Source organism: Lactococcus petauri, from assembly GCF_002154895.1.
Lineage (GTDB): Bacteria > Bacillota > Bacilli > Lactobacillales > Streptococcaceae > Lactococcus > Lactococcus petauri.
The window spans coordinates 1-19,789 of the sequence record NZ_MUIZ01000006.1; the positions used below are offsets into that span (position 1 = coordinate 1).

At 37.8% G+C, this 19,789-nt stretch carries 16 protein-coding genes; 13 read left to right on the top strand and 3 right to left on the bottom strand.

The window, feature by feature from the left end; genetic code table 11:
- Together BZZ03_RS12000 and BZZ03_RS08910 are read left to right on the top strand one after the other, a co-directional pair.
- On the top strand, positions 1-2,504 hold a 2,504-nt coding region (locus BZZ03_RS12000; protein ID WP_158092871.1), incomplete at its 5' end, for an Ig-like domain-containing protein.
- Positions 2,505-2,755: 251 nt separating this feature from the next.
- Entirely contained in the window at positions 2,756-3,421 is a 666-nt protein-coding gene (locus BZZ03_RS08910; RefSeq protein ID WP_086583043.1) for an MIP/aquaporin family protein, read from the top strand.
- 114 nt (positions 3,422-3,535) lie between these two features.
- Here the strand turns inward: BZZ03_RS08910 and BZZ03_RS08915 are convergent, their stop codons facing one another.
- Entirely contained in the window at positions 3,536-5,389 is a 1,854-nt protein-coding gene (locus BZZ03_RS08915) for a collagen binding domain-containing protein (RefSeq protein WP_158092872.1), read from the bottom strand.
- 180 nt (positions 5,390-5,569) lie between these two features.
- Here BZZ03_RS08915 and BZZ03_RS08920 point away from each other — a divergent pair, with 180 nt between their 5' ends.
- From BZZ03_RS08920 to BZZ03_RS08930, 3 genes are all read left to right on the top strand, one after another.
- Positions 5,570-6,358 (top strand): Cof-type HAD-IIB family hydrolase, encoded by a 789-nt coding sequence (locus BZZ03_RS08920; RefSeq protein ID WP_086583044.1) that lies wholly within the window; start codon positions 5,570-5,572, stop codon positions 6,356-6,358.
- A 148-nt stretch (positions 6,359-6,506) separates the two neighbouring features.
- The gene (locus BZZ03_RS08925; RefSeq protein ID WP_086583045.1) at positions 6,507-7,196 is read left to right on the top strand and encodes a response regulator transcription factor; all 690 of its coding nucleotides are present in this window, start codon (positions 6,507-6,509) and stop codon (positions 7,194-7,196) included.
- Positions 7,174-9,261, top strand: coding sequence for a sensor histidine kinase (locus tag BZZ03_RS08930; protein WP_086583046.1), 2,088 nt, complete (start codon positions 7,174-7,176; stop codon positions 9,259-9,261). Before BZZ03_RS08925 ends, BZZ03_RS08930 begins: the two co-directional genes overlap by 23 nt.
- A 38-nt stretch (positions 9,262-9,299) precedes the next feature.
- On the opposite strand, the gene BZZ03_RS08935 is transcribed toward BZZ03_RS08930, so the two are convergent.
- Positions 9,300-9,503, bottom strand: coding sequence for a CsbD family protein (locus tag BZZ03_RS08935; RefSeq protein WP_003134237.1), 204 nt, complete (start codon positions 9,501-9,503; stop codon positions 9,300-9,302).
- 223 nt (positions 9,504-9,726) lie between these two features.
- Between BZZ03_RS08935 and BZZ03_RS08940 the strand changes: the two genes are divergently transcribed.
- Genes BZZ03_RS08940 through BZZ03_RS08950 form a run of 3 tightly spaced genes read left to right on the top strand, consistent with a single transcriptional unit; the run spans position 9,727 to position 12,082 of the window.
- On the top strand, positions 9,727-10,290 hold the full coding sequence (locus BZZ03_RS08940) for a TetR/AcrR family transcriptional regulator (RefSeq protein ID WP_086583047.1): 564 nt from the start codon (positions 9,727-9,729) through the stop codon (positions 10,288-10,290).
- A 35-nt stretch (positions 10,291-10,325) separates the two neighbouring features.
- Entirely contained in the window at positions 10,326-11,399 is a 1,074-nt protein-coding gene (locus BZZ03_RS08945; protein WP_086583048.1) for an ABC transporter permease, read from the top strand.
- A 2-nt stretch (positions 11,400-11,401) separates the two neighbouring features.
- Positions 11,402-12,082, top strand: coding sequence for an ABC transporter ATP-binding protein (locus BZZ03_RS08950; RefSeq protein WP_003134240.1), 681 nt, complete (start codon positions 11,402-11,404; stop codon positions 12,080-12,082).
- Positions 12,083-12,129: 47 nt separating this feature from the next.
- On the opposite strand, the gene BZZ03_RS08955 is transcribed toward BZZ03_RS08950, so the two are convergent.
- Positions 12,130-13,476 (bottom strand): hypothetical protein, encoded by a 1,347-nt coding sequence (locus BZZ03_RS08955; protein ID WP_019294142.1) that lies wholly within the window; start codon positions 13,474-13,476, stop codon positions 12,130-12,132.
- Positions 13,477-13,792: 316 nt separating this feature from the next.
- Between BZZ03_RS08955 and BZZ03_RS08960 the strand changes: the two genes are divergently transcribed.
- The 5 genes from BZZ03_RS08960 (at position 13,793) to wecB (ending at position 19,654) form a co-directional block, all read left to right on the top strand.
- Positions 13,793-15,925: a glycosyltransferase family 2 protein gene (locus BZZ03_RS08960; RefSeq protein ID WP_086583049.1), complete on the top strand. Its 2,133-nt coding sequence runs from the start codon at positions 13,793-13,795 to the stop codon at positions 15,923-15,925.
- A 36-nt stretch (positions 15,926-15,961) separates the two neighbouring features.
- Positions 15,962-16,648 (top strand): EAL domain-containing protein, encoded by a 687-nt coding sequence (locus BZZ03_RS08965; RefSeq protein WP_086583050.1) that lies wholly within the window; start codon positions 15,962-15,964, stop codon positions 16,646-16,648.
- A gap of 64 nt (positions 16,649-16,712) precedes the next feature.
- Positions 16,713-17,393, top strand: a complete 681-nt coding sequence (locus BZZ03_RS08970) for an EAL domain-containing protein (protein ID WP_017370988.1) — start codon at positions 16,713-16,715, stop codon at positions 17,391-17,393.
- Between the two features lie 15 nt (positions 17,394-17,408).
- Entirely contained in the window at positions 17,409-18,548 is a 1,140-nt protein-coding gene (locus BZZ03_RS08975) for a GGDEF domain-containing protein (RefSeq protein WP_086583051.1), read from the top strand.
- 23 nt (positions 18,549-18,571) lie between these two features.
- Complete coding sequence (gene wecB / locus BZZ03_RS08980; RefSeq protein WP_086583052.1) at positions 18,572-19,654, top strand: non-hydrolyzing UDP-N-acetylglucosamine 2-epimerase; 1,083 nt, start codon at positions 18,572-18,574, stop codon at positions 19,652-19,654.
- Positions 19,655-19,789: the final 135 nt, after the last annotated feature.

The following is a 19,789-nucleotide window of genomic DNA, read 5'->3' on the forward strand; positions in this document are numbered from 1 at the left end:
GCGTAACTTTACCAGCTTCAGTTGGCCCAAACGCTGATATCACCGCTACCGCAACCGATGCGGCCGGCAATGTGAGTGTACCAACAGCCGGCAAAACCCCAGCCGATGTGGATACGACAGCGCCTGAAGCACCAGTCATTACCGGCATCACAGGAAACTCTACAGATGGTTACACTGTCACAGGTACGGCTGAAGCGGGATCTACGGTTGAAATCAAAGACTCTACCGGAACAGTCATTGGCTCTGCCACAGCGGATGGTTCTGGCAACTACAGCGTAACTTTACCAGCTTCAGTTGGCCCAAACGCTGATATCACCGCTACCGCAACCGATGCGGCCGGCAATGTGAGTGTACCAACAGCCGGCAAAACCCCAGCCGATGTGGATACGACAGCGCCTGAAGCACCAGTCATTACCGGCATCACCGGCAACTCCACAGACGGTTACACTGTCAAAGGTACGGCCGAAGCGGGTTCGAAAGTAGAAATTAAAGACTCCACCGGAACAGTCATTGGCTCTGCCACAGCGGATGGTTCTGGCAACTACAGCGTAACTTTACCAGCTTCAGTTGGCCCAAACGCTGATATCACCGCTACCGCAACCGATGCGGCCGGCAATGTGAGTGTACCAACAGCCGGCAAAACCCCAGCCGATGTGGATACGACAGCGCCTGAAGCACCAGTCATTACCGGCATCACAGGAAACTCTACAGATGGTTACACTGTCACAGGTACGGCTGAAGCGGGATCTACGGTTGAAATCAAAGACTCTACCGGAACAGTCATTGGCTCTGCCACAGCAGATGGTTCTGGCAACTATAGCGTAAGCTTGCCGGCATCAGTTGGCCCAAATGCCGATATCACCGCTACCGCAACCGATGCGGCCGGCAATGTGAGTGCACCAACAGCCGGCAAAACCCCAGCCGATGCGGATACGACCGCCCCTGATGCGCCGACTATTACTAATGTGACAGGCAATTCCACAGATGGCTATACAGTGACAGGTACGGCCGAAGCAGGTGCGAAGGTAGAAATCAAAGATTCGACTGGCGCAATTATTGGTTCTGCCACAGCGGATGGTTCTGGCAACTACAGCGTAACTTTACCGGGTTCAGTTGGCCCAAACGCTGATATCACAGCGACTGCAACTGATGCGGCTGGTAACGTGAGCGCGCCAACAGCCGGCAAAACGCCAGCCGATGCGGATACTACCGCCCCTGATGCTCCAACTATTACTAATGTGACAGGTAACTCTACAGATGGTTACACTGTCACAGGTACGGCTGAAGCGGGTTCGAAAGTAGAGATCAAAGATTCGACTGGCGCAGTCATTGGTTCTGCCACAGCGGATGGTTCCGGCAACTACAGCGTAACTTTACCGGCATCAGTTGGCTCAAACGCTGATATCACCGCTACCGCAACCGATGCGGCCGGCAATGTAAGTGTACCAACAGCCGGCAAAACCCCAGCCGATGTGGATACGACAGCGCCTGATGCACCAGTCATTACCGGCATCACCGGCAATTCCACAGACGGTTACACTGTCACAGGTACGGCCGAAGCGGGTTCGAAAGTAGAAATTAAAGACTCCACTGGCGCAGTTATTGGCACTGCCACAGCGGATGGTTCCGGCAATTACAGCGTAACTCTACCGGGTTCAGTTGGACCAAACGCTGATATCACAGCGACAGCGACAGATGTGGCCGGCAATGTGAGTGCCCCAACCGCAGGTAAAACGCCAGCAGATCCTAAGGAACCTACAGATAGTACCGCACCGGATGCACCGACAATTACTGGAGTCACAGGAGATTCTACAAAGGGCTATGTCGTGACAGGTAAAGCCGAAGCTGGCTCTACTGTGAAGATTAAAAATGCGGCAGGTACTTTTATTGGCAGCGCCGTAGCAGATAGCTCTGGCAACTACAGCGTAACTTTACCAGCTTCAGTTGGACCAAACGCTAATATCACAGCTACCGCAACCGATGCGGCCGGCAATGTAAGTGCACCAACAGCCGGCAAAACGCCAGCAGATCCAAAGGATACTACAGCGCCAGATTCACCTCAGGTTACGGACGTCACTAAGAATCCTGACGGAGGCTATGATGTAGGTGGAACTGCAGAACCAGGTTCTACGGTTACGATTACGGATGGCAATGGTAATGTGGTTGGCAGTGGTAAAACAGATGATTCTGGGTACTTCCACATTACATTACCAGCTGGTAGTGTGAAACCAGGGGATGTTCTTAATATTACAGCAACAGATGCAGCAGGTAACGAGAGTGCGCCAAGCCATTTTCAAATCCCATCTAATACCGTTGTACCAGTGACATTTGGTGGAAGTGGAGGTCAATATTCAAATGGCTTGCCAGCTTCTTATGCCAAGAGTGTAACTCTTCCTGCAACAGGGGAAAGTGACAACACCCTGCCAACAGTAATTGGTTTTAGCCTTTTAGCTTTTCTAAGCCTTTTACTTACAAATTTAAGAAGAAAAAAAGATGTTAACTAAGATATATCATAGTGGGAACTGAAGCGATTTATTTCTTCTTTCTTTTCAAAACCCTGGGTGAAAATCTGGGGTTTGTTTTTTTTATATTCTTGACAAAAACAACTTATTTTACTGTGGATAAAAATTAAATGTAGATAGACAAATTCTAATAATATGAATAAAAAGAAAGAAATTTTCTTATTCTGTAAGCATTAAATTATCTGAACGATATTAGAGAGTGTTATAATAGTGGTTGAGAAAGGAACTTATTTATGAGAAAATATTTTGCAGAATTTATCGGAACATTTGTTCTTGTATTTTTAGGTACAGGTACTGTAGCTATTGCTAATACTGGAGAAACCGCTATTGGTTACTTAGGCATTGGTTTAGCGTTTGGTTTAGCCGTAACGATTATGGCGTGCGCGGTAGGAGGTGTTTCAGGTGGACATTTTAATCCAGCTGTTTCCCTTGCTATGGTAATTAATAAGCGTTTGGCAATTAAAGATGGTGTTGCTTATGTAATTTCACAATTTGTAGGTACACTTGCTGCTTCTGCAGTATTGTCAATTTTCATTAAAGCCTTGAACCTTCCTAAAGATGGTTTTGGACAAACAGACTTTCCAAATATTACAGCTGGAGAAGCTTTCTTATTTGAAGCTATTATTACCTTCTTATTTGTGTTTGTTATTTTGATGGTTACCAGTGAAAAATATGGGAATGCCGGCTTAGCCCCAATTGCTATTGGTTTAGCTTTAGCATTCTTGATTATTGTAGCTTTGAATTTAACAGGTGGATCATTGAATCCCGCACGTAGTTTTGGACCTGCTGTCTTTGCAGGCGGTTCGGCATTGTCACACTATTGGGTGTACTTATTGGCACCATTGGTAGGTGCGGCAATTGCTGCAGTAGCTGCTAAATTTATGGGTAGCGAAGATTAATTATAATAGAGTAGATTAGTAAGTCTGCTCTTTTTTGATGAAAATTTATCTTTTGAATTTAGAAATTGTGAGTAAAAAAGAAAAAATGCCTCGCTTTACGAGAGCATTTTTATTTTATGCTTGTCTATTTCGACGTAGCGAAAAAGCTACAAATGAGAGAATGAGTAGAACGAATCCAGAAAGGACAGAGGTAAGTCCATTGTCATCACCTGTTTTTGGTAAAGTATTACCAGATTGTTTTTTCCCTTTTTCTGAATGATTTCCAGCGGGCATTGCAGGGCTATTTGACTTACTTGTTCTCGTTGTCTGTACGTCTGTCTTCGTGCTTTTCTTTTTCTCTGTTATCACGGGGTTTACTTTTTCAAACTGTGGCTGTTGAACATCTTCCACTTTTTTGGATTCATCAACAATGACTTCTTGACTAGGCACAACATGTACATCGACTTGATGCTTTTCTGCTGTTTGATTGGCCTCATTTTCTGTTATAGAAGAGTTTGCGTTCTCTGTTTCAACAGCAGGTATTTCTTCGAGCTGCTCTGATTCGTCTTGCACAACTTCTTGACTAGGCACAACATGTACATCAACTTGATTTTTTTCCGCTGTTTGATTAGCCTCATTTTCTGTTACAGAAGAGTTTGCATTCTCTGTTTCAACAGCAGGTATTTCTTCGAGCTGCTCTGATTCGTCTTGCACAACTTCTTGACTAGGCGCAACATGTACATCGACTTGATGCTTTTCTGCTGTTTGATTGGCCTCATTTTCTGTTACAGAAGAGTTTGCGTTCTCTGTTTCAACAGCAGGTATTTCTTGGAGTTGCTCTGATTCGTCTTGCACAACTTCCTGACTAGGCGCAACATGTACATCGACTTGATGCTTTTCTGCTGTTTGATTGGTCTCATTTTCTGTTACAGAAGAGTTTGCATTTTCTGTTTCAATAGCAGGTATTTCTTCAAGCTCTTCAAAGTTGTTTTCAAGTGTTTCTTCAGTCGCTTCCTTGATTCCTTGTTCACCATTGGCATCACCATCTGCAAAAAGGTTTACAACATCGGAAGTTCCTTGATCTTGAATCTTTTCTTGACCATAGGGTTGGTAATTCACATTGCACGTGTTAGTAAAGGATCTGATAGTGTTATCAGTGATGATTGTGTTATACATGAAGCTAAAAGAGGCTAGGCGCGCATGTTCGCGTTTAATTGTAATGCTAAATGAGTCATCGGGAAGAATCTCTATGCTACCGTATCCTTTAGCTACAAACTCATCGCCGGTTATCTGGAAGTTTCCTAAATAATTTTCAATACTAACGCGAAATGATTGTGCATCAAGTTTTTGCCCAAGTCCATGCGTGTCAGTTAATACAATATCACTTGAGAGTTCTTCCTTTGTCATATTAGCATTAACAAACCAGCGTACTTTTCCTTTTTCGCCTAGCATGTCACCGCTCTTCCAAAAGAAAGGACGAGTTCCTATTTGCCCTGTATTTCCAGGGTCACCATGAATTGTAATTTCTTGGGCTGTTGCAGTGGTGCTTAAATTTGTTTTGATACTTGTATCGTTAGGATTTTTAGTTCTTGTTGCCTGTAATCCAAAATTAAAATAGCCTTTGACATGTTCAAGCTGATTAACTTTTTCATTAAAGGTGGCAATGACACGGTCTTTATATATGAGTGCTTCACCCAATTCACCTAAAGAAATTTTACGAGGAGAACCGTCGTTTTCTGTCATTCCTTGTAACTCGGTAGGAAGTGTGAAAGTAATCGTGTCACCAGCTTTTACCTTGAGGTTATCCTTGCTGCTGAACTCAACTCTGACAGAAGTCGTCTGACCTTGTGTCAGTTTAGTATTTGAAAATTTGAGACTATCGATAAAGTTGGTGTTGCTTAGTTCTGCAGCAGATGCATGTTTTGAATGGAGCATCAAACCAAAAAAAGCGGTAAAAAAAATGAGCAATATTTGTATTGTTCGTTTCATATAAGAGTATTTTTCCTTTTTGTTTTCTTTCTATTTTAAAAATTGACTTTTTCAGTCTGTTGAAAATTCTAACAAATTTATTTTATGAAAACAACTGTATTGACTTGAAGGAGCAAATATAATTAACAGAAAAACTTTTATTTTGATAAAATAGATGCAGAACACAGAGGAGTAAATAAAATGATAACAGCTATTGCAACAGATATGGACGGCACTTTTTTGGATGAAAAATCGACTTATGATAAAAAGTACTTCTCTACTCTCCAACAGAAAATGAATGCCAAGGGAATCCGCTTCATTGTGGCCAGTGGCAATCAATACTTCAAGTTAAAGTCTTATTTTTCAGATACGAAAGATATTATTTTTATCTCTGAAAATGGTGGGATTATCACAATCAATGATGAGATGGAAATGGTCGCAAGTTTTGATGCAAAAGAGGTAAGTCAAGTTCTAAAGTTACTTGAAGAACTCGAGATTCCTGTTGTTGTGTGTGGTGCCAAGAGTGCCTATACCTTAGAGAGTGTTTCAGAAGAGTTTGAAACTTTCGCCCATAAATATTACGAAAAACTGGAACTTATCTCCTCTTTTGATAAGTTACCCGATGATACAGTAGTTAAATTTGCTACAATTATCCCGGAAGCAGAATTAACTGCTGTCACGGCAAGATTGAATAGTCGTTTTAAAAAAGGAATAAAAGCGGTAACGAGTGGGAATATCTATCTGGATATTGTCCTTGAAGGCAGTAATAAGGGAGCAGCTATTGAGAGAGTTTTGCAAGAACTTGCACTTTCGCCGCAACATTTAGCGGCTTTTGGAGACGCCAATAATGATCTCGAAATGTTGCAAATGGCTGGTTATTCTTATGCCGTAGCCAATGCTAATGCTCAAGCGAAGGCCAAGGCAAAGAAGGTTATAGGCAGTAATAGGGAAAAAGCTGTGCTGGCAGAGATTGATAAAATTATGCAGTGAAAGTAGGAAAAAAGTACAACTTCGAATGCGTACTTTTTTATTTTATGCTTTTTAAACTAAAAAATTAAGAAAGTATTAAGAAATCAAGCTAAAATTTGTTAATAACTTTCTGTTATACTGAGGGCATCAAGTAGAAATGAGGGAAAAGATGAAGCATACCGTTCTAATTGTAGATGATGAAAAAGAGATACGTGAAGCGATTGCACTTTATCTAAATAATGAGGGGATACATGGGATTCAGGCAAAGGATGGTGTTGAAGCACTGGAAATTCTTGATAACGAAGAAGTTCATTTAATTATTATGGATATCATGATGCCCAAGCTCGGTGGTATCGCAGCCACTTTTAAGATACGCCAATCACAACAGATCCCTATTTTGATGCTGAGTGCTAAAAGTGAAGATACAGATAAAATTTTGGGCCTACAAATTGGGGCGGATGATTATCTGACAAAGCCCTTTAATCCTTTAGAATTAATCGCTCGTGTCAAGTCACAGCTACGCAGATATACCTCCTTAGGGAGCTATGAAAAAGCAGAAAGTACTATCCAGCTTCATGGCTTGACTATTGATCAAGACGGTAAGGAAGTACGAGTAGACGGGGAACTGATAAAATTAACACCCACAGAATTCAAAATTACAGAATTATTGGCTTGTAATGCTGGAAAAGTTTTCTCTATTAAGGAAATCTATGAACGTGTCTGGCAAGAGCCGGGATTTAATGCTGAAAATACTGTAGCTGTACATATAAGAAAAATCCGTGAAAAAATAGAAGTAAATCCAAAAAATCCAAAATATTTAAAGGTGGTGTGGGGCATTGGCTACAAAATGGAAAAATAAATTCGCTGTGAGTATTGGACTAGCTTTGCTACTTTTGGGAGTGAACAGTTTAGTTTTTACAGCCTTGAATGCTGAACAATACATTTTTAACGACTATTTTCAGTCGAAATACTTCAAGCAAGAGGTTGCAACTTTAGAAGAAGCACTGATCAATACTCAGGTAAATCCAAATTTACCGATAAAGGTAACAGCAGAAGATATTGAAGAATATCGTATGAGTCAACCGGACAAGTATTCGCAAGTAAGTGTGATTAAAGAAGATCCTGTCTTTCTTGAACGACTCAAGGATGCGAAAGCAGCTGGTGACAAAACTGCAATCAAGAAACTTGAGGACCAACAAAATAAAAAGTTAAATGAAGTAGAAAAGTTTTTCACAGATGACAAATACGTCACAGAGAAGGTAAAGGAGCATAAGAAAGAACTTATTGCGCAGCAAAAAACAGATTGGATGCCACAATATAAAGAACTTTCCTCAGATATTCATTATCAAGTGACTGAAATTAACTCGGGGAAATATCTAGACAATCTGTCTGACAATAAAACCTTTGCTACAGCAAAAACTTTATTCAAGGGCAATATCAGCCAAATTAATTTTGATGGTCAAAATCGCTTTGATGGTCAAATTATTATATTAAAAAATAGCAACTTCAACCAAAGAGCATCTGTTAAAAGCTTTACTGAAATGAAAAATCTAACCATTGGGCTTCTTTGTATGAGTATTTTGAGTTTTGCAGCCTTTCTTGTTTATTGGAAGAAAACGGAAAAAGGAGAAGATATACTTCTGGAAAAAGTTCAATCTTGGGATAAAATAGCGCTTGATGGGCAGATTTTCCTTGCTTTGATTCTTTTCCTCCTTTATTTGTCACTTACACGTGAAGCTAGCCTTACATGGAGCTTCCTTCCATTGCTCCAAAAATTCTGTTGGGCATTCTTAGTTCTCTATCTGTTTGCAATTGTGAGTTGGGGAATTTATCATAAAGCACAGGAGCGTGAAAATTGGCAACAAACCTATCTGGCCAGAAGTATAAGACTCTTAAAAGATGCTGCGGATAATTTTTCAACAGGGTCAAAAGCTTGGTTCATTTTCTGGAGCATGGGAGCAGCAGTAGTTGGTTTCCTGCTGGCAATGATGTGGGGAGGACAAGGAATTATTCTTTACTTGTTTGTGCTTGTGATTTATCTTTTGTTGATTTCGATTTATCTGCTGCGACGTTTGGTCATGTTTAATCAGACTGTGAAAATTATTGAGGAGATTGCTCAAGGAAAAAATGCGGAAGTCTTAAACGTCAAGCCCAAGGGGAAAACAGTTTTTCGTAAAGTTTCTGAAAATCTCAAAACCATCAATGAGGAAGTGAAAACTTCCAAAAGCCAACAAGTAAAAAGTGAGCGTTTGAAGACCGAGCTCATTACAAATGTTTCTCATGATTTAAGAACACCTTTGACTTCAATCATTACTTCTGTTGATTTATTGCGGAATGCCGATCTGTCCCAAGAAGAAAAGAATAAGTATGTTGCAGTTATCGATCAAAAATCAAAGCGTTTAAAAGTTCTCATCGATGATCTTTTTGAGGTTTCCAAAATGGCCAGTGGTAATATTGATTTGAAAAAAAGTAGAATTGATCTTGTGCAATTGCTCGATCAATCACTGGCTGAACTTTCTGAGAAAATCGAAGATTCCTCCCTCAAGTTTGTTACGCAAACGGATAAGGAACTATTGGCTTTAGTGGATGGGGATAAGATGTGGCGTGTTTTCGAAAATTTAATCCATAACATCTTGAAATACTCTATGGAAAACACTAGGGTTTATATTTCAGGACATAAAAGTGAAAATGGCACAATTGAATTGGTCTTTAAAAATATTTCGCGTGAAGAACTTGGAGAAAATAGTCAAGAATTGTCGCAGCGTTTCAAAAGAGGCGATTTATCGAGGAACACAACAGGTTCAGGCTTGGGGCTAGCTATAGCTCAGTCGATTGTGGAAGCACATGAGGGACGTTTCCTTTTAGAAACAGATGGAGATTTGTTTAAAGTAACTTTGTCCTTTCCGAGTTTAGAGCTTGAATAAAATAAAAAAAGCACTATGTAGATAGTGCTTTTTTTATTTTATTTTTTGTGGTGATCAAGTTTTTCTTTGACATTATCAACTGCATCTTCTGATGCATCTTTAATGTCTGCAGCAACTTCCTTCACCTTACCGATTGTTTTATCAAGGACGCCTTCAGCTTTTTTCTTGTTGTCACCTGTAACATCACCAACAACTTCTTTAGCGTTACCTTTGAGTTTGTCTGTTGTACCTCTGTCGACCATAAAAAATACCTCCTTGTTGTTTATACTTTTATTCTACTGGTTATTGTTTCCTTTTGCAAGGTATTCAACTCGTAAATTTTTAAGCACCTGATTTATAGGATTTTCTGATGTATGACAGTTTTTATAGAAAACCTAATGCACTATATTTGACTCTGTGAGATTAAACTGCTAAAATTTATCCTAAAGTGACACTGTGTCATTTATAGAATCAAGGGAGGAAAAAATGCCTAAAGCTACATATTTAAAGCTTCCAGAAGAAAAAAAACAACGCATCTATGCGGCTTGTAAAACCGAGTTTGCGGATAAACCCTTCCATCAAGCCACGGTGAGAAATATTGTGCAAAGTTTAGAAATCCCTCGGGGCAGTTTTTACCAATATTTTGAAGATTTAACAGATTGTTATATCTATGTCCTGTCTCAAGAGACAAGTGAGCTTCACCAGCTTTTCTTAGATGCGATTACAAAATATCCGCTTGAAAAAGCCTTAGATGAATACAAGCATTTGCTACTAAAGGAACTCGTCCATAATGAAAATTACGCCATATACAAATATCGCTTTTTAGATTGGAATCACGAATTGACATTAGCTTGGAAAAAGTATAATCCTCAAACATTTGTAAGTAAAGAGCCTGTTTCGCCAATGATTTCTGTGTTTAAAGCAGTTGTGCACGATCTTGTTTACAGACTATTTGCAGAAGAGTGGAGTGATCAAGAATTTGTTGCGCACTATGACAGTGAAGTCGCAGTGATTATGAATGGCCTCTCAGGCAGTCAAAATCATCAATAAAGAAGAGAACGAAGAGTTCTTCAAGGAGTTGTATTATGTTTTTATCACTTAAAGAAATATTTTATTACAAGACAAGGTACACTTTGATTGCAACAATCATATTTTTGGTTTCTTATGTTGTTTTCATATTGTCAGGCCTATCAACTGGCCTTGCCAGCCAGTTTAAACAAGCTGTAGTGGACTGGAATGCAGAAAAGATTGTTCTGTCAGACAGCTCGAATAACATTCTGTCTGCTTCGCAGATTTCAAAAGCAGAGTTAGATAATATTGATGGAAAAGAGTTGTCTCCCGTTTCAGTTTTTTCAACTTCTATTAATCAGGGAGAGGATAAAAGAGAGAATATTACGGTTATGGCGCTCCCAATAGGTTCCGATATTCTACCACAAGTCAAGGATGGCGTTGATTTTTCAGAAGACAAGAAAGAAATCATCATCCCAGAAAATCTTGCTGACAAGGGCTATAAAGTGGGAGACAAGATAAAGGTAGGGAATAACGATACAGAGTTAAAAATCGTTGGTATCGCCAAACCGACCTATTACTCAGCAACACCTGTCGTCTACAGTTCATTTGCTACGCTTTCCGCAATTAAAAACATGAACGCAGCAGCCGCAGATGATTCTGTTAATGGTGTCATCGTAAAATCGGGTCAAGTAACCTTGAAAGGTTCAAGTTCAGATAAATTGAAAGTCATCACAACTTCTGAACTTATCAACAATATCCCAGGTTATTCTGCACAGAAAACAACACTGAGCGCAATGATTTATTTCTTGTTCTTGATTGTGCTGCTCATTATTGCTGTCTTTATGTATGTTATTACGCTTCAAAAAGTTCCAATCTTTGGGATTATGAAGGCGCAAGGGATTTCAAACTTCCTTATCATGAAGTCGATCTTATGGCAAAGTTTCTGGCTAGCATTGGTCGGTGTAGTTGCAGCTTTTGGTGGGAGCTATCTCACAAGCTTCGTGCTACCACAAGCTATGCCGTTTGCAATTGATTTTTCTATATGGACAATTTATGGGCTCATATTGATTGTCGTATCAATACTGGGTTCTGTATTTTCACTGTATACGATTAGAAAAATTGATCCTACTCAAGCGATTGGAGGTTAATAATGAAAGATATTCTACATATGGATAAAGTCACAAAGAGCTTTGGTAAGGGGCGAACAGAAGTTCAAGCCTTGAAAGGCATTGATCTACGGGTACAAGCTGGGGAGTTTATCTCAATCATTGGTCCTTCAGGCTCTGGTAAAAGTACTTTTCTAACAATTGCTGGAGGGCTTCAGTCATCAACAACAGGGACAACAAAAATCAATACGATTGATTTTAATAAACTCTCAGAAAAAGAACGCTCAAAAGTAAGATTTAAAGAAGTAGGTTTTATCTTACAAGCTTCGAATCTCATACCTTATTTGACTGTCAAAGAACAGTTGAAACTTGTGGATAAGATAAATAAAAAGAACATTAATCGAGGCAAAATAGATGAAATGCTCGACTCTTTAGATATTTTAGAGCTACAAGATAAATATCCTGGGGAACTCTCTGGTGGGGAACGTCAACGTGTTGCAATCACACGTGCACTCTATAATGATCCAAGCTTGATTTTAGCTGACGAACCGACAGCCAGCTTAGATACAGAAAGGGCTTATCAGGTTGTGGATATTTTAAGAAAAGAAGCACATGAAAAAAATAAAGCCACTATTATGGTCACCCATGATTCGCGGATGATCAAAAATAGTGACAGCGTATATCGTATTGAAGACGGCAACCTCTTTAAGGTAGACAATCCTTGAGGGAGGATAAATAAAAAATGAGGGAGTTTTCCCTCATTTTTTACGGTTTATATTTTACGACGTTTTAAATAGAAGTAAGAGACGATGAGAATAAGAAAACCGCCAATCGAAAGAAGAGCTAAACCGTAAAAAATATGCGCAGCACTTAGATGTGATGATTGTGGATTAATTAATTGTAGGAAAAATGTTTTTGAATTATTTTGCTTCTCAGTAAGAAACAAGAGGAAAATAATGAGAAAGAATTGATGAATCAAGGAACCTTTTTTTTGAGTTGTGTTTTTTAGAAGAATACGGTGGTCTTCGGGAATATGAAGTGCCATGAAATACTGGTTATTGAGCCATTTGTTTAGGAGAAAATGTCCATAGCTTAATAAGAAAAAACTAAAACTCAGAGCAGAAGGTACTAACGTCATCAATAACCCAAGCACTAATCCCAGTAAAATGAAATTATCCATGTGTGGGACCAATTGAGTGATTTTCTTATAAGTTGCTAATGCGATGACCATTCCTAAAGCATAAGGCAGGTACAATAAAAGATTTTCTGAACCTTTACCAAAGATATTGATGACATAGAGAGAACCGAACAGAAAAAGAAAATTACCAATTGCACCGTTAAGAAAAGTTAAGATATTTAGGGAAAGTGGTATTTGATAATTCCGGTATTCTTTTCTCGTTTTGTAAATAAGAAAAACAAAGAAAAAACTAAAACCTAGCAATGAAACCCCAATAGCCAAGGCAGAACTTAGAAGTCTTCCCGTACGTAAGAGGATTAATAGAAGGCAGAGCCCCGTAAAAATAAATAGGTCTTTTTTAGAGAGATATAGAGCGGCTTCGGGTTTCATTTTGTTAGTGAGAACCTGTTTACCTACGGCTTCATAGGCATATCCAAGAGCAATTGCATAAAACAAAATGTATAAGCCAAATGATAAGGAAAGTCCCAAAGTCCCTGAAAGGGTCAATCCTGCAAATAAAGCAATCAAAGCTAAGAGAAGAAGAGGATAGGAAGTTTTCTTTTCCGTATTTGGCTGAAAGTGATTAAGTGTGACTGTCGCAGTAGGAAGCCATGAGGCGCTTAAACCAATAAGAACACCTGCAGGCAGATATAACCAAGAATTCAAGGGGCCAATAAAAGCAAACACAGAACCTGCAAGGCCTGTATACAAGGATAGAATAAGAAGTTCTAAACTAGAAATAGTATTTTTAATGGCACGGACCAGAAAGACGCCAAGGATACGACAAGTATAGTATAAAGCGAAGGGTAAAACAGAACGTTCAGTTATTCCATCATTTAAACTAAGAAAAAGCAAGAAGGGCACCATGATAACGGTATTGGAAAGAACCACTAACATTGACTTTCCCCAATCATAAGCTATTTCACGTATTTTAATTCTCATTTTTCTACCTCTAAATTTTTGCTAAGAAACAAAATGAATTATCTGAATTATTATATCACGTTGCTTATAAAGATAACAGGGAGTTGTGTGAACAAGAGAAAAATCAAAGAAGGAAGCAGTCTATATTAAAAAAATGAGTGAGATATTCTTAAACCTTAAAAAATGATTAAATTGAACAATCAACTCGTTTAAGTTATAATAGATGCAATAAGGAGGGATTTATGAGACATATGAAAGAGAACAGTATGTTTTTCTAAAAAGATATATACTCTAAATCCCGCCAAAATACAGAAGTAATATAGTAGGGAGTTTAGTAGTGAAAAAGATTGAATTAAATGTATCGAGGGTGATTTATGGCTTATTGGGCTTAACTTTAACCTTTGATGTGCTCTTGTCATTAAGTCAACGCACACTTTATGAAAATTTAAGTTCAGTTCTATTGCTCGTAGCTCCAATCCTGATCATGGTTTATATCATTTCGACGCAAAGTGGTAGAAAGAGTACGTGGAAAACAGCACTTTTGTTTTTAATGCTGTTTCTAATTTTTGTCCTTGAAACGGGCGTTGTGATTGGGCACGGCTTAAGTCCAACACCGCTCTTCAATGTTTTAGCGGTGATTGCATATACAGGTCTCATAAGAATTTTCCTAGAAAAGAAGTGGACAATGGAGTTGGCTACTTTGAAAAGATGGACCTTTGGACTTTCAGGATTTTATCTTATCCTTGCACTCATCTTTGGTTTTTTTACGGTAAATCAAATTCCAACTGAAATATACAGCAATGTTCGTATCTTTTTAGTTGTACTGACCTTGGGTGTTCAACTTTTATTGCTTGGTCTTTCAGGTGTAATTTTATTTAATAAATTAAGAAAAAGTATTGGAAATTTTGCTTGGGGCTTTACGGTAGTGCTTCTCAGCATTTTTGGAGGTATTCTTTTCTATGTACTACAGGCTGACGTCAATGCACAGCTAGTAGCCCGCTTTTTATTGCTTGTCCAAATCGTTATGGCAATCTCATTGATTATCGAAAGCATCTATACTGGTCTTTCCAATTACTTTAAGCCATACAATAAAATACTGCTTTACTTGGTTTCTATCTTGCCACTTGTTTTTCTTTTCGAAAATAAATTCTGGGGCATGAGCTATTTGAAAGAGATTTTTGAAATCATGATTAGTAAATTGACATTTTTTGCAGTATTTTTCTCAATTCTCACTTTTATTTATTATACGATAGAAACAATCTTGCTCTGGTATGCTTACAGTACAAAAAGCTATACGAGTGATCTCAGTCATGTTGAGATTGAAACGAATTATCGGATCATTGTATTAATTCCTTGTATGAACGAAGAGTTAGTCATCAAAAACACTGTGAAAAGCTTGTTAAATACCAATTATGAAAATCTTGATATTTATGTGATTGATGATGCCAGCATTGATAATACGGTGCAAGAAGTTCAAGAATTCCAAGGTAATAAGAGATTCCATCTTCTCCAAAGATTCCAGCCTCAAGCGCAGCAAGGAAAAGGTGAGGCACTCAATTGGGCTTATAAGAAAATAACGGATTCTTATATTGATAAAGGTTATATTTTTGAAGAAACACTTATCACTATTATTGATGCAGACTCAAGTGTGGCAACAGATTACTTTGACAAGGTAAATTTGGTCTTTAACTCGGATTTTGAATTGACTGGTTTACAATCAAAAGTACAAGTAATCAACCGTAACAGAGACACATCACAAGATTTGGAATTTGGTGAGATTATTAATGCGACTCAATCTTTGCGTAGTAAAACAAATACAGTAGCCTTTGGTGGAAACGGACAGTTTTGTAAACTTAGCACTCTTTATTCTTTGCATGAAGCACCATGGACAACATCGCTAGTAGAGGATTTTGACCTTTCTTTACGTCTCTTTTTATCTGATATATATAATGTACGTAATGTCCAATATGATGATATTAAAATCAAACAAACAGGAATCTATGATGATACGATGTCCTTAGTTAAACAGCGCGTGCGGTGGGCACAAGGCAATATCCAAACCTTTAAGTACATATTCCCTATTATCAAATCAGAAAATTTAGAGTTCAAACAAAAATTAGAGCTGTGTTTTACCCTGATAAAACCTTGGTTGATGGCTATAGAATATGTAGTCGTTATTTACACAGGCGTTGTTTTATTTGGCACATTGCTGCTTTTTGGTTTAAACGATGCAGTGAAAAGCTTTGTTATAATCTTTGCCTTGATGGTACTCTACATTTTCCTTATCAATGTTGTCTGGGCAGTCCTGTATAATAAAAACTCTCAGGAAAAATTCAGATGGGGCCATGTTTTAAGCGATGCTTACTATTTGACCAAGTTTTTGATTGTTCTCAGTCAAATCTATCCGCAAGCGACACTCAGATATTTCAGATCGCAAAATACATGGGATAAAACGAAACGTCAAGCTTAATTTTTCATAAAAAATTGTAAAAAGAAAGGATGCAACTTGAAAAAATATATCTTACAAGAGAATAATTTTGTTTATTTTTATAATAAAATATATGATCATGCGCATAGTATAAAAGGAGTGGAGTGCGTGCTTCGTGAACAAAATGATAAGCAAGAATGGGTCCTTCCACAAAATATCGATAACTTACCTTTTTTCATACTCAAAGATAATGTAAAAGAAAGCATCAAAGTTGCGAATCCCGAACATTTTAAAGTTGTCATTAAACTTACGCTTGAACAATTTCTGAGTCGCAAGTTTAAAAAGAATATCAAAACGATTGCTGAGTCACTCCAACCATTTGACCTTATTATTGAAATATCTCATAATGAGATTGTGAAAAAGAAGAAGAGTCTAAGACGTGTCAGTCGTAGAATTACAAAGTGCAAAGCCTATGGTATCAATTTTTCTATCAATAATCTTGGAGCCGAATTCTATTTTGCCCGCAACATTCATCGCTTGCTTCCTTTAATTGATGTATTGAAGTTAGATATGCGACATTTTAATGATAAAGAAAAATGGATTGATTTAACCATTAAGTTTTGGAAGAAACTTGCCAATAAATATCAACTTGAGTTAGTTGTATCCGGTGTTGAAACGGATGAAGATGAAAAACTTGTTGATTTATTAGACATCAATTTGAGGCAGGGTTATCTTTATGGCCCACCTCAAGCAGTGATTGACTGAGAAAACTTTTTACCCCTGAACAGAAGGAAAGAGCTTTTCAGTATATTTGAGGAGAAAAGTAGGCTTGAAATTTGACGAATTAATTTTTTATAGACAAAAAATTTGTGATTTTACTCAAAATGACAAAGAAGAATACGAACTGTTATTGAGATATAAACATGCTGATGTTTGTTATTTCCCGTCGGAGATGTTTGATGAGATTGTTTCTGACCATCAGCTCCATAATTTATACCTTCAAAGGCTGGAAGTCCTCTTGGAAGAACAGCTCAGTAAGGATGATTATATTTATTCCCTGAATCTGGATTATCAAGAACTTTATTTTGAAGAAACGGTAGAATTTTTGAGGACATTTAAATATAGGAACAGGTTAAGATTAGAACTCACAGAGCGCTTGCCCGTAAACTGTCAAAATGAAGAAGACTTCTTGCCGATTGAAGCCATCCAAACGCTTAAGAATTTGGGATATGCGATTGCTCTAGACGATTTTTTATCGGGGATAAATCATTATAAAACGCTATTCATCCTAGATGATTATATTGATCGTGTAAAGATTTCAGCCTTAGATTTTAACAGTTATTTATCACCTACTAAGTTAAAGGATTTTATATTTTCAATTGTTGATACGATTAAATTTCTTAAGAAGGAGATTGTAATTGAAGGAGTTGAGGTGGAAGAGCTTCTCGCAAGTTTTCCAAAAGAATGGCTCCAACAAACTTATTACTATGATAGACCGCATAGCTTCTAATAAAGGAGAAAAAAGATGATTCATATTGATGACATATTAGGCAGTAACTTTATTGATAAAATTTTTTTAATGCCTACCGTTCTAGGTATGATGTTTATTGCTAAGTATATGATTCAGTATTACCAGTTGGATCGAAATAAAGTCACTGCTTATATCTTATATTCGAGCAATTTTGCTTTATTTATAATTTTACTTAAATTTCTGTTTAACGACATTGACCAGGGTTCGCCCTATGGTTATATTATTAGTGATATTTCTTTAGTCTTTATTGCGATTTCGGTCGTTTATTTAGTTGCACCCCCTACCAAAAATATTGAATACGAGGTGTTGCCACAGTTTATTATATATTATGGACTTTATTTGCATGTTTACGGTTTTGATATCCAATCCTCTCTCTTAGTGCTTTCCGGATTGACTATATTTTGGCTTGTGATTTATGTGCTATGTAATTATAAGGAATTGATTTCAAAATATTACATTTCCTACTTTTTCCTTAGTATATTTATTACCCTTGCAGCAATATTAGTAGCTTTTTCGCAATTTGACATTCCAATGAGCTATGTGCTTGGTATTTTAGGAAAGGTATTAGCTGTGCTAGTTATCGCGAAGATCGCGATACATTTAATCAGTATTATTGCCTTGATGTACTCGGATTTAAAGAAAGATGCTTATATAGATGCTTTAACCGATACTTATAATCGTAAAAAGTTTGAAGAAGTCTTGAAGGAAATTTTAGACAGTAAGAATGTTCCACTTTTTTCGATTGCTTTGTTTGACGTGGATTCATTTAAATGTATCAATGATTCCTATGGACATTTGGCAGGAGATTATGTGCTGCGGGAGATAAGTTATGGCATTAAAGATACTTTACTTCAAGAGCATAATAATGGTCAACTGTTTCGATATGGTGGTGATGAGTTCTTTGTGCTCTTTAGAAACCAGTCTGGGGATAAGGTCAAAGCAATAATGGATGATATCCAAAAAAATATCTCGGAAAAAGATTTTATCTATAATGATACCTTATTAAATGTTTCTATATCTGTAGGTGTTTCAGAAATAAGAGATGAAAAAAGTCTGAAGGACATTATTGATAAAGTTGATAAAAACTTATATGTCGCAAAAGCAAACGGGAAAAATCAAGTCTTCTATATGTAAAGAAGAGTAGAAATGGAGTAGACATGAAAAAAATAATGCTCGTTTTTGGTACACGACCAGAAGCAATTAAAATGGCACCCTTAGTCAAAGCTATCGAGAAAGATGAACGTTTTGAAGCTGTAACGGTGGTCACAGCGCAACACAGAGAAATGCTGGATCAAGTTCTCGATATTTTTAACATTCAACCTGATTACGATTTAGATATCATGGGAAAAAATCAAAGCCTTAGTCAAATCACCACACGTGTTATTGACGCCATTGATCAAGTGCTGGTAGAAGAAGCACCAGATATCATGCTTGTTCATGGAGACACCTCGACAACTTTTGCAGCCTCTATTGCTGCTTTCTATCATAAAGTAACTTTGGGACACGTAGAAGCAGGATTGAGAACTTGGGACAAATATTCACCTTTCCCAGAAGAAATGAACCGTCAAGTCACAGATGTGCTCTCCGATATTTACTTTGCACCAACTGAAGAAAGCAGACAAAATTTATTAAAAGAAAATCATCCGGATGAGAATATCTATGTGACAGGCAATACTGCTATCGATGCTTTACGATATACTGTACCAGCACATCTTCAAAAGGATCGTCGCCAGATTCTGGTGACGATGCACCGCCGTGAGAATCTGGGTGAACCAATGGAAAATGTTTTCCGTGCCATCAAAACGATTTCCGAAGAATATGTCGACTTTGAGGTAGTTTATCCACTTCATAAAAATCCAAAAGTGAGAGAAATTGCTTATCGCATTCTTGGCGACTTGCCGAATGTGCGACTGATTGAACCATTAAATGTGGTTGATTTTCATCGTATGGAAAACGAAAGCTATCTTATCCTGACGGACTCAGGTGGTGTGCAAGAAGAAGCACCTTCTTTTGGTGTGCCTGTCCTTGTGTTACGTGATACAACAGAAAGACCAGAAGGCGTAGAAGCAGGCGCCTTAAAATTAGTCGGTACAGATGAAACCGATGTTTATCAAGCCATACGGGAACTTCTTGATAACGAAGAAGCCTATAATAAAATGAGCCACTCTAAAAACCCTTATGGTGATGGACATGCCAGTGAAAAAATACTTGATGCTATCGATCAGCATTTTAAACACTGAACACCATGAAAATCGTAATAAAATACTCTGACTTCTTATAAGGTCAGAGTATTTTATTGCGAGAAATTATCCTCACTATTTGTACTATAAAAAAATCAGATATATAAAAGTTTTTTCCTCGCGTTTTTGAGGGAA

Coding starts and splice junctions, on each gene's coding strand:
- BZZ03_RS08910 (WP_086583043.1), top strand. CDS start 2,756: ATGAGAAAATATTTTGCAGAATTTATCGGAACATTTGTTCTTGTATTT.
- BZZ03_RS08915 (WP_158092872.1), bottom strand. CDS start 5,389: ATGAAACGAACAATACAAATATTGCTCATTTTTTTTACCGCTTTTTTT.
- BZZ03_RS08920 (WP_086583044.1), top strand. CDS start 5,570: ATGATAACAGCTATTGCAACAGATATGGACGGCACTTTTTTGGATGAA.
- BZZ03_RS08925 (WP_086583045.1), top strand. CDS start 6,507: ATGAAGCATACCGTTCTAATTGTAGATGATGAAAAAGAGATACGTGAA.
- BZZ03_RS08935 (WP_003134237.1), bottom strand. CDS start 9,503: ATGGTCGACAGAGGTACAACAGACAAACTCAAAGGTAACGCTAAAGAA.
- BZZ03_RS08940 (WP_086583047.1), top strand. CDS start 9,727: ATGCCTAAAGCTACATATTTAAAGCTTCCAGAAGAAAAAAAACAACGC.
- BZZ03_RS08945 (WP_086583048.1), top strand. CDS start 10,326: ATGTTTTTATCACTTAAAGAAATATTTTATTACAAGACAAGGTACACT.
- BZZ03_RS08950 (WP_003134240.1), top strand. CDS start 11,402: ATGAAAGATATTCTACATATGGATAAAGTCACAAAGAGCTTTGGTAAG.
- BZZ03_RS08955 (WP_019294142.1), bottom strand. CDS start 13,476: ATGAGAATTAAAATACGTGAAATAGCTTATGATTGGGGAAAGTCAATG.
- BZZ03_RS08975 (WP_086583051.1), top strand. CDS start 17,409: ATGATTCATATTGATGACATATTAGGCAGTAACTTTATTGATAAAATT.
- wecB (WP_086583052.1), top strand. CDS start 18,572: ATGAAAAAAATAATGCTCGTTTTTGGTACACGACCAGAAGCAATTAAA.